The sequence below is a fragment of the Streptomyces sp. NPDC037126 genome (genome assembly GCF_055605965.1).
Genome location: NZ_JBVJTD010000002.1, coordinates 581,540 through 596,174, shown reverse-complemented (window position 1 = coordinate 596,174; position 14,635 = coordinate 581,540). Strand labels below are relative to the sequence as shown.

Genomic DNA, 14,635 nt, shown 5'->3' with positions numbered 1-14,635 from the left:
CGGATCCACCCCGCGGTTATCCTGATCACCAGCCGCTGAGGAGGAGTCGCGCAGTGACCGAGGCAGTGTCGCGTCCCACGCTGGAGGCCGTGGCCGCGCGTGCCGGGGTGTCCCGGGCCACCGTGTCGCGGGTGGTCAACGGCGGGGAAGGCGTCCGGGAGCCGCTGGCCGAGCGGGTGCGCCAGGCCGTCGAGGAGCTGGGCTACGTGCCCAACCAGGCGGCGCGCAGCCTCGTGACCAAACGGCACGACGCCGTCGCGGTCGTCATCGCCGAACCCGAGGCCCGGGTCTTCACCGACCCCTTCTTCGCCCTCCAGCTGCGCGGCATCAGCAAGGAACTGACGGTCCACGACAACCAGCTGGTCCTGCTCCTCACCGAGGGCAGGGACGACCACGCGCGCGTCGCCCGGTATCTCGCCGGCGGCCATGTCGACGGCGCACTCGTCTTCTCGCTGCACCTCGACGACCCGCTGCCCGGCCTGATCCGGGACGCCGGCGTGCCCACCGTGTTCGGCGGCCGGCCCGGCTGGCGGGAGGGCACCGGCACCGCGGTGTACGTGGACAGCGACAACCGGGGCGGGGCCCGGGCGGCCGTTCGCCACCTCGCCGGCCTCGGCCGGACGCGCATCGCGCACATCACGGGTGCCCTGGACCAGACCTCGGCGGTGGACCGGCTCGACGGCTACCGGGACGTCGTCGGCGACCTCACCGGTGGCGGTCCCGGGCTGGTGGTGGAGAGCGACTTCACGCCGGCCGGCGGCGAACTCGCCATGCGGGAACTCCTCGACCGCTGCCCCGACGTGGACGCGGTGTTCGCCGCCAACGACCTCACGGCCCTCGGCGCCCTGCGCGTCCTGCGGGAGACCGGCCGACGGGTGCCCGACGACGTCGCCGTGATCGGCTTCGACGACATGCTGCCGCTCGCCGAGCAGGCCGACCCGCCGCTGACCACGGTCCGTCAGGACATCGAGGAGATGGGCCGGCTGATGGCCCGCCTCCTGCTGGGCGGCGCGCCCGGCGCGGGGCGTGCCGACCCGGCGGCCGACACGCCGTCGCCCGGCGTGGTCCTGCCGACCACACTGATACGACGCGCGTCCGCCTAGGGCCTGTCTGACAATGCGCGCCGTCGCCCGAAGGGCGGGCGCGCGGCGAGAGTGCGTGCATGGCGTCGCGCGGCAGACGGGAATGGTCAGACAGGCCCTGGTGCCGTGGCCGGAGAGGTTCTCCGGGCGTCGCGGGCCGGTGGACCCCTCCGGTCGCGGTACTGGCTCCCGACCGGCCGCGGCTCAGTCCTGCGGGGACTCGCTCCGGATCACCGCGAAACGGGCACCGTAGGGATCGGCGCACTTGGCCATGCGGCCCACGCCCTCCACCGTCGTCGGCGGCATGCGCACCGTCCCGCCGAGCTCCTGGGCCTTCGCGGCCACGGCGTCGGTGTCCGCCACCTCGAAGTACGGCAGCCAGTACGGCCGGCCCTCCGCCTCGGCCGGGTCGTCGGCCAGGGGCACGATCCCGCCGAACATCGAGTCCTCCCCGCCACCGCCCGGGTTGACGCAGGTGTACGTCCCGCCGGGGAAGGGCACCGCCGAGGTCTCCAGGCCGAGCACCCGGTGGTAGAAGGCGGCCGCCGCCGCGATGTCCGGCGTGTACAGCTCGACCCAGCACAGCGCGCCCGGCTCGTTCGCCACGTCCACGCCCCTGGTCCGGCCCGGCTGCCAGATGCCGAACGACACGCCCGCCTGGTCGGCGAGGACCGCCATGCGTCCCTCGCCCATCACGTCGAGGGGCTGGAACAGCACCCTGCCGTGGGCCTGTTCGACCGTTTTCGCGGTGGTCTGCGCGTCCTCGCTCCGGAAGTACACCGTCCAGGTCGGCGCCCCCTGGTCGGGACCGGTCTGCATGCCGCCGGCGACGGTCCGGCCGTCCAGCTGGAAGAAGCCGTAGCCGCCGGCGTCCGGGCCCGCGGACTGGAACTGCCAGCCGAAGAGCCCGCCGTAGAAGGAGAGGGCGCCGTCGATGTCGGGAGTGCCGATGTCGATCCAGTTCGGGGCGCCGTTGACGAAACGGGTGGTGAGCATGTGTCGCCCTCCTCGAAGGGGTCCCGTCCTCTGCACTGCCGAGTCTGGCACCGCCCACCGACAATCGCCGCCGGGGCACCGCGACGCGCCGGACCGACATCGGACATCACCCCGGGTGACCGCCCACGTTCACCCGGTTTTCGTTCTTCCCGTGCGCGCCGCCGTGCGCAGGCCCGGTCCCGGGGAGCATCATCGACGCGGCCGGGAACCCCGGGGGCGGCGTTGAGCGCGCGTTGATCGAACGTTTTTCACCGGGCGGCACGATCCTGCCCATGCACTTCGAAACGATCACCCCGGCCGACCAGAGCTGGCAGGCACAGGCCCTGTGCGCGCAGACCGGGCCGGACTTCTTCTTCCCCGAGCCGGGCAGCTCGGTGCGCGAGGCGAAGCGCATCTGCGGGATGTGCGACCTGCGCGCGGCCTGCCTGGACTACGCGCTGGCCAACGACGAGCGCTTCGGTGTCTGGGGCGGCCTGTCCGAGAAGGAACGGCTCGCCCTCAGGCGCACCTCCGGCTGACCGGACCGGGACCGGAACGGACCGCCCGGCCGGGGCCACCGGTGTCAGCCGGCGGCGCGTGCCGCCATCCGGGCCTTCCGAGCGGCCAGCTTCTCGTCGAACTTCGAGGCCTCCGCGTCCAGCCCGCCCATGAACAGGCCGAGTTCCTCCTGCGCCTGGCGTCCCTCGGGGCCGAGGCCGTCGATCTCCATGACCTTCAGGAAGCGCAGCACCGGCTGCAGCACGTCGTCGTGGTGGATGCGCAGGTTGTAGACCTCGCCGATCGCCATCTGCGCGGCGGCCCGCTCGAAGCCGGGGATGCCGTGCCCGGGCATCCGGAAGTTCACGACGACGTCCCGCACGGCCTGCATCGTCAGGTCGGGGGCGAGTTCGAAGGCCGACCCCAGCAGGTTGCGGTAGAAGACCATGTGCAGGTTCTCGTCGGTCGCGATGCGCGCGAGCATGCGGTCGCAGACCGGGTCGCCGGACTGGTGGCCGGTGTTGCGGTGCGAGATCCGGGTCGCCAGCTCCTGGAAGGCGACGTAGGCGATCGAGTGCAGCATCGAGTGCCGGTTGTCGGACTCGAAGCCCTCGCTCATGTGGGACATGCGGAACTGCTCCAGCTTGTCCGGGTCCACCGCGCGCGAGGTCAGCAGGTAGTCCCGCATCACGATGCCGTGCCGGCCCTCCTCGGCCGTCCAGCGGTGCACCCAGGTGCCCCAGGCGCCGTCGCGGCCGAAGAGCGAGGCGATCTCGTGGTGGTAGCTCGGCAGGTTGTCCTCGGTCAGCAGGTTGACGATGAGGGCGGTGCGGCCGATCTCGGTCACCTTGGACTGTTCCTTGCCCCAGGCCTCGCCGTCCTCGAACAGGCCCGGGAAGTTGCGCCCGTCGCTCCAGGGCACGTACTCGTGCGGCATCCAGTCCTTGGCGACCTTCAGGTGCCGGTTCAGTTCCTTCTCGACCACTTCCTCCAGTGCGTACAGCAGCCGCGCGTCGGTCCAGGCGGTCGGGCTGCCGAGGTGAGGGGAGGTGATCGTCACGGGAACTCCAGGGGGACGCCGAAGCAGGGGGAGAGGAGAATGGGCGTACCGGCGAGCGGTGCCGGAACCTACGTGATCGTAGGCTACGAGGCCGTAGGTTACGTAGCCGTAGGTTAAGGCTGTCGTAAAGATCGCTGATCAGCCCGCGCGTGACGGGGCGTTGGGGACACGCCGAAGGGCCCCGGGAGCCGCAGGTCCTGGGGCCCTTCGCGTGGATCCTCCACCCGGTCAGGTGTACAGCTCCCGCATGCGCACCGAGAGACAGGTCACACAGCCCTCGAGCTTCTCGAACTCGCCGATGTCCACCGTGACCACCTCGTGGCCGAGGTCGGTCAGCAACTCCGCCGTCTTCGGGGCGCTCGCCGCCATCAGCAGCTTGTGGCCGCCGAGCAGCACCACGTGCGAGCCGGACTCCTCCGGGACCGACAGGAACCCCGGGAACAGCGACGGCCGGTCGACCTTCGGGATGTGCCCGATGACCGTGCCGTCCGGCAGCGCGGTCACGGCCGACTTCAGGTGCAGCACCTTGTTCACCGGCACGGCCACCACCCGGGCGCCCAGCGGCTCGAAGGCGGCCCGCAGCTGCTGCACACCGGCCGCGTTGGTCCGCCCGCCCCGGCCGACGTAGACCGTGTCGCCGACCTTCAGCACGTCGCCGCCGTCCAGCGTGCCCGGCTCCCAGATCCAGTTCACCGAGCAGCCCAGCCGGGCCACCGCCTCCTCGACACCGGCGGTCTCGGCGCGCCGGGACTCGGCACCGGGCCGGGTGATCAGCGCCACGTTCCGGAACATGACGACGGCGTCCTCGACGAACACCGAGTCCGGGCAGTCCTCGGCCGGTTCGACCTCGATCGTCTCCCAGCCGTGGGTACGCAGCGCCTCGGCGTAGGCCTCCCACTGCTCTTCCGCGAGCCCCAGGTCGACCTTTTCCCGCTCGATGTGCGTCACCAGGCCTTCGGTGAGGCGGGGGCTGGGGCGGCGGACCAGGGCCTTCTTGCTGGGCACGAGGGGCCTTTCGAATCGGTGGTGCGGACCGGCGCCTGCGGTGCGGCACCGGTCCGCCATCATGCAGTCCGCGACGGCCAGGGCAAAACCCCCGTTGTCAGGCTGTGGCCCTCCTGAGATCCGCCGTGTCGGCGAGGAGGGCCGAGCCGGTCACCGCGGTGCCGGCGTGGTCGCCGCTAGGCGAAATGCCCGATGTCCTCCGGTGTGGTCTCCTTCAGCTCTCCGTTCTCCATCAGCAGCCAGCGGGTGATGCCGATCGACCCGAGGAACGGCAGGTCGTGGCTGGCCACGAGCAGCGCCCCCTCGTACGACTCCAGGGCCGAGGTCAGCTGCCGCACGCTCGCCATGTCGAGGTTGTTCGTCGGCTCGTCGAGCAGCAGCAGTTGCGGTGCGGGTTCGGCGAGCATCAGCGCCGCCAGAGCGGCCCGGAAGCGCTCGCCGCCCGACAGCGTGGCCGCCCGCTGGTCGGCCCGCGCGCCCCGGAACAGGAAGCGGGCCAGGCGCGCCCGGATCCGGTTGTTGGTGGCGCCCGGAGCGAACCGGGCCACGTTCTCCACCACCGTCCGCTCGTCGTCCAGCACGTCCAGCCGCTGGGGCAGGAACCGCAGCGGGACGTGTGCCAGCACCTCGCCGGCCAGCGGCGTCAGCTCCCCGGCGACCGTCCGCAGCAGCGTCGTCTTGCCGGCGCCGTTGCGGCCGACCAGCGCGATCCGCTCGGGACCGCGCAGATCGAGAATGCCCTCCACGCGCGCGTGGTAGGCCATTTCCAGGTTCTGCAGCGTCAGCACCTGCCGGCCGGGCGGGACGGCGGTGTACGGCAGCTCGACGCGGATCTCGTCGTCGTCCCGTACCGCGTCCACCGCCTCGTCCAGGCGGTCCCTGGCCTCGGCGAGCCGTTCCTCGTGCATGATGCGGTGCTTGCCCGCCGACTCCTGGGCGGCCCGTTTGCGCGCGCCCATGACGATCTTCGGCTCGCGCTTGGACTCGTACATCTTCTGCCCGTACCGCTTGCGGCGGGCCAGTTTGACCTGGGCGTCGGCCAGTTCGCGCTTCTGCTTGCGCACATCGGCCTCGGCGACGCGCAGCATCCGCTCGGCCGCCTCCTGCTCCACGGCGAGGGCCTCCTCGTAGGCCGAGAAGTTGCCGCCGTACCAGGTGACCTCTCCGGAGCGCAGGTCCGCGATCTGGTCGACCAGGTCGAGCAGTTCCCGGTCGTGGCTGACCACGACCAGCACGCCCGGCCAGGCCCCGACGGCCTGGTACAGCCGCTGGCGCGCGTACAGGTCGAGGTTGTTGGTGGGCTCGTCCAGCAGCAGCACGTCCGGGCGGCGCAGCAGCAGCGCGGCCAGCCGCAGCAGCACCGACTCGCCGCCGGACACCTCGCCGACGGTGCGGTCCAGGCCGATGTGGCCGAGGCCGAGTTCGCCGAGCGTGACGAGGGCGCGCTCCTCGACGTCCCAGTCGTCGCCGACCGTCTCGAAGTGCTCCTCGGCCACGTCGCCCGCCTCGATGGCGTGCAGCGCGGCCCGCCGTCCGGCGATGCCGAGGGCCTCGTCGACGCGGAGGGCGGTGTCGAGGGTGACGTTCTGCGGGAGGTAGCCGATCTCGCCGGCCACCCTGACCGTGCCGTCGGCCGCGGCGAGCTCGCCGGCCAGCAGCTTCAACAGGGTCGACTTCCCCGATCCGTTGACGCCGACGAGCCCGGTCCTGCCGGGTCCGAAGGCGATGTCGAGCCCGTCGAACACGGCGGTGCCGTCGGGCCAGGCGAAGGAGAGGGACGTGCAGGTGAGGGATGATGACATGGAGGCCTCGCGATGGGGTGGGTGCGGTCGGGCGGGCGCGTGTCGAGACACCGCGAGGCGGGAACCGAAGGGCCCTGGGCACCAGGAGGCCGAAACGAGAAAGGGCCTGTGCCGGAGGACGGCTCGAACGCCGAGGTCGTACGCCACGCACACCTCACGGGTGTGACGCGGTGTCTCAGGACCTCAGACGAGCAACGTCCTTCTCCAATCGGCGGCAACAGAACCGCTGTACAACGTATGAGGCGGCCGGGTGGCTGTCAACGCGATTAAATCCGCGCCTCCGCCGGACCCCTGCCGGCATCCGGGCCGCCCCGGCCGGGTCGACTCCATGAGGCCTCGGCACCCGCGCCGGGGGAGTGAACCGGCCCCTGGAGGGGGCGGCGGTCCTCCGTGTCGCCGGGGCGGACGGCGTCCTCGTCGCCGGGGCCGTCGACCCGGAGACGCTCGGCAAGCCGGCCGCGGGCGTCGACGGCCCGGTCGACGCGACGGTGTGCCCCGGCGCGCCGTCCGTCGGGGAGCCGGCCGCGCTCGGCGTGGCCCAAATCGGTGCGGGCGCCGCCCGGGCCGCCCACGCCCCGGTCCGCCGCGCCGCGCGGGAGCTGCTCGGCGCCGGGACCCGCGGGGCCCTGGCCGGCGGGTACGGCTATGGAGAGCCGAAGGCGCCGCTCACGCGCGCGGGGTGGGGCCCGCCACGATCAGCAGGCGTCCCGCATCAGCTCGGCCAGGTCGTGGTCGAGGTCGAGCTGGAGGTGTTCGAGGCCGACGGGCACCAGCTCGTTGGCCGCCTCCAGGAACCGGCGTATCTCACCCGAGCGGACATGCACGATCGCGGTGCCCTCGGGAGCGTGGAACTCCAGCACGGTGCGGTCGTAGCCGTACGGCCGCACCCGGACGTCACCGCGGCCCTCGGGTCCCTGCAGACCGGCGGAGAGCAGCTCGCGGGAGAAGGTCCAGCACACCTCGACCCCTTCGAGGGTGGCCGGGGCCGGGAAGGTCATGCGGACGGCGAACGGATCGCGGCGGTCGTAGCGCAGCGTGGCCGGAATGTTCGGCATGCGTGGTGCGGCTGCGACGAGGCGGGCCTCTACAGGCTGCTCGATGACGGTGGACAACGCCTTGCTCCCTCGTGACGGCTGGACTACGTCCTGGTGTGACACCCGGCAACGGAAGAGACGACGGAAACGGCCGAGGCGTGCACACCCGGAACGAGTGACCTCGGTCACCGCCTTCATGCACGCCGCGGGCGCGCTCGTTCTCCCGCGCAAAGAGGCCGTCGCAGGTCCTCTGGACGGCGCCCGGGGAGTGCACTAGCTTCGCCCGCCATGAGGCGCTTGGGGAGCACGCGACGCAGGGGACGGACGGGCAGGCTGGTTGCGGCGGGGGTGGCGTGCGGGGCGGCGCTGGCCGCGCTGACGGTCCCGGCGGCCGAGGCCCGGCCGCTCGGGCAGGGGGGAGTGCACTGGGCGGCGAAGGACCCGGGCACCCCGCAGGTCCGCTTCCGGGGTCTCGCGGCCGTCGACCGGCACACCGCCTGGCTGGCCGGCACCGGGGGCACGGTCCTCGTCACCAGGGACGGCGGAGCGTCGTGGCGGAACGTCTCTCCGCCCGGAGCCGCCGATCTGCAGTTCCGGGACGTGGAGGCCTTCGACGCCCGGCACGCGGTGGTGCTGGCCATCGGCGAGGGCGACACGTCCCGCGTCTACCGCACCGAGGACGGCGGGGCGAGCTGGACCGAGTCCTTCCGCAACACCGACCCGAAGGCGTTCTACGACTGCCTGGCCTTCTTCGACCGCCGCCACGGCCTCGCGGTGAGCGACCCGGTGGACGGACGGTTCCGCATCCTGTCCACGGCAGACGGCGGCCGCTCCTGGCGGGTGCTGCCCTCGGCGGGCATGCCGCCCGCCCTGGACGGCGAGGCCGGCTTCGCGGCGAGCGGCCAGTGCCTGGTCACGTCCGGCGCCAGGGACGTCTGGCTGGCCACCGGCGGCGGCGCCCGCGCGCGCGTGCTGCACTCCGCCGACCGCGGAGTGACGTGGACGGCGGCCGACACCCCGGTCCCGGCCGGCGACCCGGCCCGCGGTGTCTTCGCGCTCGCCTTCCGCGACCGCACCCACGGCATCGCCGTCGGCGGCGACTACCGCCCCGACCAGCCCTCTCCGGAGGCCGCCGCGGTCACCGCCGACGGCGGCCGCAGCTGGCGGCCCGCCACCACACCGCCGCCCGCCTACCGCTCCGGCGCCGCCTGGCTCCCGCACAGCCGCACCGCCGCGCTCGCCGTCGGCCCCACCGGCACCGACCTGACCACCGACGGCGGCCGCACCTGGCGGACGATCGACACCGGTTCGTACGACACCGTCGACTGCACCGCCGACCTCGGCTGCTGGGCGGCCGGCGAACAGGGCAGGGTGGCCCGGCTGGAACGGTGACGTAACCGCCCGCGGCCCGGGTACTCGTTCCCTGCCGCAAAGGCATCCCGGCACGGAGGAAGGGAGCGATCATGCCAGCCGGTTCCAGCCCCAAGCGCGAGCGTCAGTACGAGCACATCAAGAAGAGCGCGCAGGACCGGGGCGAGAGCACCGGGCGCGCCGAGGAGATCGCCGCGCGGACGGTGAACAAGGAGCGGGCCCGCTCCGGCGAGTCCGAGACCGCCAGCCGCAGCTCGACGCAGGACATGTCGTCCGGCGAGCGGGGCGGCCGGCGGTCGGGCAGCGGGTCCGGCTCCCAGGGCCCGACCCGCGACCAGCTCTACAACGAGGCCAAGCAGCGCGGCATCGAGGGCCGTTCCCACATGAACAAGGGCCAGCTGCAGCGCGCGCTGAACGACAGGAAGGGATGAGCCCCGACGCTCAGCCGAGCGTCTGCCGGTGCCCCGCCAGCTCCGGTGCCGTCTTCGTGGCGACGAACTCCGTGACGCGGTAGGTGCACACACCGGCGACGGCGAACGGGTCGCCCGCGACTATCTCGTCGATGCGGGCGCGGTCCCCCGCGACGGCCAGGATCACCCCGCCGTCGCGGGGGTTCTTGCGCCCCGAGGCGAGGAAGAAGCCCTTCTCGTACTGCTCCTCCAGCCACGCCACATGGTCGGGCAGCAGGGCGTCCACGGAGTCGAGGGGCGCGGTGTAGGTCAGCTCCAGTACGAACATGATCGCGAGCCTACCCCCGGGGGCGGCGGCCCGGCGCGGGCCCGTACAGTCGGGGCCATCATGACGACCGTAGGCGCACCCGCGGGCTGGCCCGCGACCGAGGAAGAGGCCCGCGCCGTCCAGGACGAGCTGCGCGCGCGGGTGGTGCTCGACGAGCCCGGGCCGCCGCCCGGGACGGGCCGGGTCACCGGGGTCGACGTCGCCTACGACGACGAGCTGGACCTGGTCGCCGCGGCGGCCGTCGTGCTGGACGCCGCCACCCTCGACGTCGTGGCCGAGGCGACCGCCGTCGGGCGGGTGTCCTTCCCCTACGTCCCCGGGCTCCTCGCCTTCCGCGAGATCCCCACCGTCCTGGGCGCCCTGGAGGCCCTGCCGTGCCCGCCCGGCCTGGTCGTCTGCGACGGCTACGGCCTGGCCCACCCGCGCCGCTTCGGCCTCGCGAGCCACCTGGGCGTGCTCACCGGCCTGCCCACCATCGGCGTCGCCAAGAACCCGTTCACCTTCACGTACGACGACCCCGGGCCCGCGCGCGGCAGTTCGGCCCCGCTGCTCGCCGGCACCGAGGAGGTCGGCCGCGCCCTGCGCACCCGGGACGGGGTCAAGCCGGTCTTCGTCTCCGTGGGCCACCGGGTCGGCCTGGACGGCGCCCTGGCCCACACGCTGGCTCTCACCCCCGAGTTCCGGCTGCCCCAGACCACCCGCGCGGCCGACGCCCTGTGCCGCCGGGCCCTGAGGGAGGCGACGGCGCGGGGGACCGCCTCCACGGACGCTCAGGACGCGTCGACGCGCCAGGCGCCGACCTCCCGGTACGCCGAGTCGTAGACGGCCGAGCCGTCGCCCGGTGCGAGGGCGTAGTGGTGGAGGTTGCCGCCCCAGTACCGCAGGATCCGCCCCAGCTCGCCGGCGCGGTCCTGCGGCGACGCGTCCTCGTCCACGGCCACTTCCAGCACGAACTTCACGCCTGTCCGCCTCCTCGGTCCGTTCCCCGCCCTGGCCTCGATCGGCCTCAATCGTCTCATTGAGACGCCCTTTGAGGCTTTGGTGCGGCAGTCGCTGGTGGTGCGGCGCACGTCCGTGGTGAAGTCTCAACCCCGGGGCAAGGCACCGGGTCGGGGCGGTCGTCCGCTACCGTTCCGCCGCCACCCGGAAGGTGATCCCGGCCGCGCGCAGCCGCTCGGTGAGCGCGTCGCCCATCGCCTGGACCGTGGTCACCTGTCCGGCCGTCGGCGGGAGGTCGTCGAAGGCCAGGCACAGGGCCGACTCGGCGAACATCCTGGCCGTCTCGCCGTAGCCGGGGTCGCCGCCCGCGACCTCCGTGAAGACGCGCCGTCCGCCGCCCTCGCCCACGAAGCGCACCGTGAACCAGCTCTTCGCCCGCCGCTCCGCGTCCGGACCGTCGCCCGGCCGGAGCCGGTCCGACAACCAGCGCCGGGCGGGCGGCAGTTGGGCGGCCGCCGCCACCGCGCCGACGGCGGCGACCCCGCCGAGGGCGACCGGCAGACGCCGGACCGCGGCGAAGTGCCGGTAACGGAAGTCGGGGCCGTAGCGCTCCAGCGCCTTCGCCGAACGGCGCACGATCTGCGGGTCTATGGTCGGCAGCGGCAGCGCCCACGCGCCGACCTCCCGGGCGAACCTCGGCGGGCCGGCCGGCGACGCCACCCGGCGCCCCAGCAGCCGCGGCTCGTGCCGGGCCCGCTCGCGCGCGGCGGCCAGCATCCGCCCTGGGCGGGAGGCCTGGTTCAGCGCCGAGGCCAGGGTGCCGCCGGAGAAGGCCGCGTCCGCCGTCACATAGCCGTCCACCCGCAGCGGCACGCCCTCCGGCAGCTGCCGGACGGTGAAGTACGCGCCCAGGTCGTGCGGCACGGAGTCGAATCCGCAGGCGTGCACGAGGCGCGCGCCGGTCTCCCGCGCGCGTGCGTCGTGCCGGACGTACATCAGGTCCACGAACTCCGGCTCACCGGTCAGGTCCACGTAGTCGGTCCCGGTGTCCGCGCAGGCGGCGACCAGTTCCTCGCCGCGCAGCACGTACGGCCCGACGGTCGTGGCGACCACGCGCGCGTGCTCGGCGAGGGCGCGCAGGCCGGCCGGCTCGCCCACGTCGGCCCGCAGGACGCCGATGCCCGCGGCGCCGGGCAGCCGCTCGCGCAGCCGCTCCAGCCGCGCCTCGTCACGGCCCGCGAGGGCCCAGCGCAGGCCGTCCGGCGCATGCGCGGCGAGGTACTCCGCGGTGAGCGTGCCGACGAAGCCCGTGGCCCCGAAGAGCACCACGTCGTAGGGACGATCGGTCCTGTTCAGCCTGCTCATGGCACCCCTTGGTCCTGCAGCCCGCGCCGCTGTCGGTGGCTGAGGCTAGCGTGAGGGGTGCGCAGCACGACGACCAGCCCGGAGGCAGGTGTGGCCGCAGCCAGGAACGCACCGAAAAAGCGGGAGAAAGCACCGGCACGCCTCCCGGGCGCCCCACAGCCGCACTCCACGCGCACCGGCCCCTCACTCTTCCGGGTGATCGCCGACCGGCCGGGCACTTGGCTAAGCGCTTGCTCGTTCAGGTCTTGTGTCCGGTGGAACGCGTTCTTAGCATCACTGGTGTTACATCAGTTGTGTCACACGCTTGGGGGACTGCATGAGCACGGCGGCACCAGCAGGGCAGGGCCCGCTCTCCGGCGTGCGCGTGGTGGAGCTGGCCGGCATCGGACCGGGCCCGTTCGCCGCCATGCTCCTGGCCGACCTCGGGGCCGACGTGGTCCGGGTGGACCGCCCCGGCGGCCCCGGCCTCGGCATCGACCCCGCCCACGACGTCACCAACCGCAACAAGCGCTCGATCATGGTCGACCTCAAGGCCCCGGACGGCCCCGCGCGCGTCCTCGACCTCGCCGAACGCGCCGACATCCTCATCGAGGGCTACCGCCCGGGCGTCGCCGAGCGCCTCGGCGTCGGCCCCGCCGACTGCCACGCCCGCAACCCCCGCCTGGTCTACGGCCGCATGACCGGCTGGGGCCAGGACGGCCCCCTCGCCCAGCGCGCGGGCCACGACGTGGCCTACATCGCGCTCACCGGGACCCTCGGCATGATCGGCCGCCCGGACGAGCCCCCGGCCGTCCCCGCCAACCTCCTCGGCGACTACGCCGGCGGCTCGCTGTACCTGGTCGTCGGTGTCCTCGCCGCCCTGCACCACGCCCGCGCGACCGGCACCGGACAGGTCGTCGACGCCGCCATCGTCGACGGCACGGCCCATCTGTCCGCGATGATCCACGGCATGCTCTCCGCCGGCGGCTGGCAGGACCGGCGCGCCGCCAACCTCCTCGACGGCGGCTGCCCCTACTACGGCACCTACGAGACCGCCGACGGCGGGTACATGGCGGTCGGCGCCCTGGAAGGCCGGTTCTACGAGGAGTTCCTGCGCCTGCTGGACCTGGACGACCTCGTACCGGCCCGCGGGGACTGGACCCGCTGGGGCGAGCTGCGCGAGCGGATCGCCGCCCGCTTCGGCTCCCGCACCCGCGAGGAGTGGACGGCCGTGTTCGAGGGCACGGACGCCTGCGTGGCCCCCGTGCTGTCCCTGCGCGAGGCCCCGCACCACCCGCATCTGGCCGCCCGCGGCACGTTCACCGACCACGGCGGCATCACCCAGCCCGCCCCCGCCCCCCGCTTCTCCGCCACCCCCACCACCATCCGCACCGGTCCGGCCCGGCCCGGCGCGGACACGGAGACGGTGGCGCGGGACTGGGGGACACCCGCACTCGTGTACGGCGAACCCGTCCCCGACGGCGACTGACCCACCCACCCGACGACCACCCGCCCTCGGCGGCCGACCCCGCTCGGCCCACCCTCCCGAAAGGCACATCAGTGAGCACCGAAGCGTACGTGTACGACGCGATCCGCACCCCGCGCGGCCGCGGCAAGGCGAACGGCGCCCTGCACGGCACCAAGCCCATCGACCTGGTCGTCGGCCTCATCCACGAGATCCGCGACCGCTTCCCCGGCCTCGACCCGGCCGCGGTCGACGACATCGTCCTCGGCGTCGTCGGACCCGTCGGCGACCAGGGCTCCGACATCGCCCGGATCGCCGCGATCGCCGCCGGGCTGCCGGACACGGTCGCGGGCGTCCAGGAGAACCGCTTCTGTGCCTCCGGCCTGGAAGCGGTCAACATGGCCGCGATGAAGGTCCGCTCCGGCTGGGAGGACCTGGTCCTCGCGGGCGGCGTCGAGTCGATGTCCCGCGTCCCGATGGCCTCCGACGGCGGTGCCTGGTTCAACGACCCGATGACGAACCTCGCCGTCAACTTCGTGCCGCAGGGCATCGGCGCCGACCTCATCGCCACCATCGAGGGCTTCACCCGCCGCGACGTCGACGAGTACGCGGCCCTGTCCCAGGAGCGTGCCGCCACCGCGTGGAAGGAGGGCCGCTTCGACCGCTCGGTCGTCCCCGTCAGGGACCGCAGCGGCCTGGTCGTCCTCGACCACGACGAGCACCCGCGCCCCGGCACCACGGCCGACTCCCTCGGCAAGTTGAAGCCGTCGTTCGCGGACATCGGCGAGCTCGGCGGCTTCGACGCCGTCGCCCTGCAGAAGTACCACTGGGTGGAGAAGATCGACCACGTCCACCACGCGGGCAACTCCTCGGGCATCGTCGACGGCGCCTCGCTCGTCGCCATCGGCTCCAAGGAGGTCGGCGAGCGCCACGGCCTCACCCCGCGCGCGCGGATCGTCTCCGCCGCCGTCTCCGGCTCCGAGCCCACCATCATGCTCACCGGTCCCGCCCCCGCCACCCGCAAGGCCCTCGCCAGGGCCGGCCTGACCATCGACGACATCGACCTGGTCGAGATCAACGAGGCGTTCGCCGCGGTGGTGCTGCGCTTCGTGAAGGACATGGGCCTGTCGCTGGACAAGGTCAACGTCAACGGCGGCGCCATCGCGCTGGGCCACCCGCTCGGCGCGACCGGCGCGATGATCCTCGGCACCCTCGTGGACGAACTGGAGCGCCAGGACAAGCGCTACGGCCTCGCCACGCTGTGCGTGGGCGGCGGCATGGGCATCGCCACCGTCGTCGAGCGCGTCTGAACTCCCCGCGGA

The 14,635-nt window shown here is 73.4% G+C and carries 15 protein-coding genes and 1 pseudogene; 8 read left to right on the top strand and 8 right to left on the bottom strand.

Translation table 11 applies throughout. The features are described 5' to 3' along the window. The first annotated feature begins 53 nt into the window (after nt 1-53). Nucleotides 54-1,103: a LacI family DNA-binding transcriptional regulator gene (locus ACZ7FF_RS07715; protein ID WP_470810327.1), complete on the top strand. Its 1,050-nt coding sequence runs from the start codon at nt 54-56 to the stop codon at nt 1,101-1,103. A gap of 183 nt (nt 1,104-1,286) precedes the next feature. Here ACZ7FF_RS07715 and ACZ7FF_RS07710 read toward each other — a convergent pair whose 3' ends face one another. Beyond that, nucleotides 1,287-2,078: a VOC family protein gene (locus ACZ7FF_RS07710; RefSeq protein ID WP_470810325.1), complete on the bottom strand. Its 792-nt coding sequence runs from the start codon at nt 2,076-2,078 to the stop codon at nt 1,287-1,289. Nucleotides 2,079-2,350: 272 nt separating this feature from the next. Here ACZ7FF_RS07710 and ACZ7FF_RS07705 point away from each other — a divergent pair, with 272 nt between their 5' ends. Next, complete coding sequence (locus ACZ7FF_RS07705; protein ID WP_470810324.1) at nt 2,351-2,596, top strand: WhiB family transcriptional regulator; 246 nt, start codon at nt 2,351-2,353, stop codon at nt 2,594-2,596. A 44-nt stretch (nt 2,597-2,640) separates the two neighbouring features. Here the strand turns inward: ACZ7FF_RS07705 and ACZ7FF_RS07700 are convergent, their stop codons facing one another. The 3 genes from ACZ7FF_RS07700 to ACZ7FF_RS07690 all read right to left on the bottom strand — a co-directional run bounded on the left by ACZ7FF_RS07700 (nt 2,641) and on the right by ACZ7FF_RS07690 (nt 6,422). Continuing rightward, a complete protein-coding gene (locus ACZ7FF_RS07700) occupies nt 2,641-3,615 on the bottom strand; it encodes an acyl-ACP desaturase (protein WP_470810323.1) in 975 nt (324 codons plus the stop codon). Between the two features lie 228 nt (nt 3,616-3,843). Beyond that, complete coding sequence (gene ddaH, locus ACZ7FF_RS07695) at nt 3,844-4,620, bottom strand: dimethylargininase (RefSeq protein ID WP_470810322.1); 777 nt, start codon at nt 4,618-4,620, stop codon at nt 3,844-3,846. A 176-nt stretch (nt 4,621-4,796) separates the two neighbouring features. Continuing rightward, nucleotides 4,797-6,422, bottom strand: a complete 1,626-nt coding sequence (locus ACZ7FF_RS07690) for an ABC-F family ATP-binding cassette domain-containing protein (protein ID WP_470810321.1) — start codon at nt 6,420-6,422, stop codon at nt 4,797-4,799. A gap of 356 nt (nt 6,423-6,778) precedes the next feature. On the opposite strand from ACZ7FF_RS07690, the pseudogene ACZ7FF_RS07685 reads away from it, so the two are divergent. Next, nucleotides 6,779-7,015 (top strand): annotated as a pseudogene (locus ACZ7FF_RS07685) (isocitrate lyase/phosphoenolpyruvate mutase family protein); the annotation flags it as partial. A 102-nt stretch (nt 7,016-7,117) separates the two neighbouring features. Here ACZ7FF_RS07685 and ssgD read toward each other — a convergent pair. Continuing rightward, nucleotides 7,118-7,534 (bottom strand): spore wall synthesis regulator SsgD, encoded by a 417-nt coding sequence (gene ssgD / locus ACZ7FF_RS07680; protein ID WP_470810320.1) that lies wholly within the window; start codon nt 7,532-7,534, stop codon nt 7,118-7,120. 210 nt (nt 7,535-7,744) lie between these two features. Between ssgD and ACZ7FF_RS07675 the strand changes: the two genes are divergently transcribed. Beyond that, nucleotides 7,745-8,848, top strand: coding sequence for a WD40/YVTN/BNR-like repeat-containing protein (locus tag ACZ7FF_RS07675; RefSeq protein ID WP_470810319.1), 1,104 nt, complete (start codon nt 7,745-7,747; stop codon nt 8,846-8,848). Between the two features lie 71 nt (nt 8,849-8,919). Beyond that, nucleotides 8,920-9,258: a plasmid stabilization protein gene (locus ACZ7FF_RS07670; RefSeq protein WP_470810318.1), complete on the top strand. Its 339-nt coding sequence runs from the start codon at nt 8,920-8,922 to the stop codon at nt 9,256-9,258. A gap of 10 nt (nt 9,259-9,268) precedes the next feature. Here the strand turns inward: ACZ7FF_RS07670 and ACZ7FF_RS07665 are convergent, their stop codons facing one another. Further along, entirely contained in the window at nt 9,269-9,565 is a 297-nt protein-coding gene (locus ACZ7FF_RS07665; RefSeq protein ID WP_470810316.1) for a YciI family protein, read from the bottom strand. A 60-nt stretch (nt 9,566-9,625) separates the two neighbouring features. Between ACZ7FF_RS07665 and ACZ7FF_RS07660 the strand changes: the two genes are divergently transcribed. Continuing rightward, nucleotides 9,626-10,387, top strand: coding sequence for an endonuclease V (locus ACZ7FF_RS07660; RefSeq protein ID WP_470810315.1), 762 nt, complete (start codon nt 9,626-9,628; stop codon nt 10,385-10,387). Here ACZ7FF_RS07660 and ACZ7FF_RS07655 read toward each other — a convergent pair. Together ACZ7FF_RS07655 and ACZ7FF_RS07650 are read right to left on the bottom strand one after the other, a co-directional pair. Next, entirely contained in the window at nt 10,336-10,524 is a 189-nt protein-coding gene (locus ACZ7FF_RS07655; RefSeq protein WP_470810313.1) for a hypothetical protein, read from the bottom strand. The two genes, ACZ7FF_RS07660 and ACZ7FF_RS07655, sit on opposite strands and share 52 nt — an antisense overlap. Nucleotides 10,525-10,690: 166 nt before the next feature. Further along, entirely contained in the window at nt 10,691-11,869 is a 1,179-nt protein-coding gene (locus tag ACZ7FF_RS07650; protein ID WP_470810312.1) for a saccharopine dehydrogenase family protein, read from the bottom strand. A 316-nt stretch (nt 11,870-12,185) separates the two neighbouring features. Between ACZ7FF_RS07650 and ACZ7FF_RS07645 the strand changes: the two genes are divergently transcribed. Both ACZ7FF_RS07645 and ACZ7FF_RS07640 read left to right on the top strand, forming a co-directional pair. Next, a complete protein-coding gene (locus tag ACZ7FF_RS07645; protein WP_470810310.1) occupies nt 12,186-13,337 on the top strand; it encodes a CaiB/BaiF CoA transferase family protein in 1,152 nt (383 codons plus the stop codon). A gap of 71 nt (nt 13,338-13,408) precedes the next feature. After that, complete coding sequence (locus ACZ7FF_RS07640) at nt 13,409-14,623, top strand: acetyl-CoA C-acetyltransferase (protein ID WP_470810309.1); 1,215 nt, start codon at nt 13,409-13,411, stop codon at nt 14,621-14,623. Nucleotides 14,624-14,635: the final 12 nt, after the last annotated feature.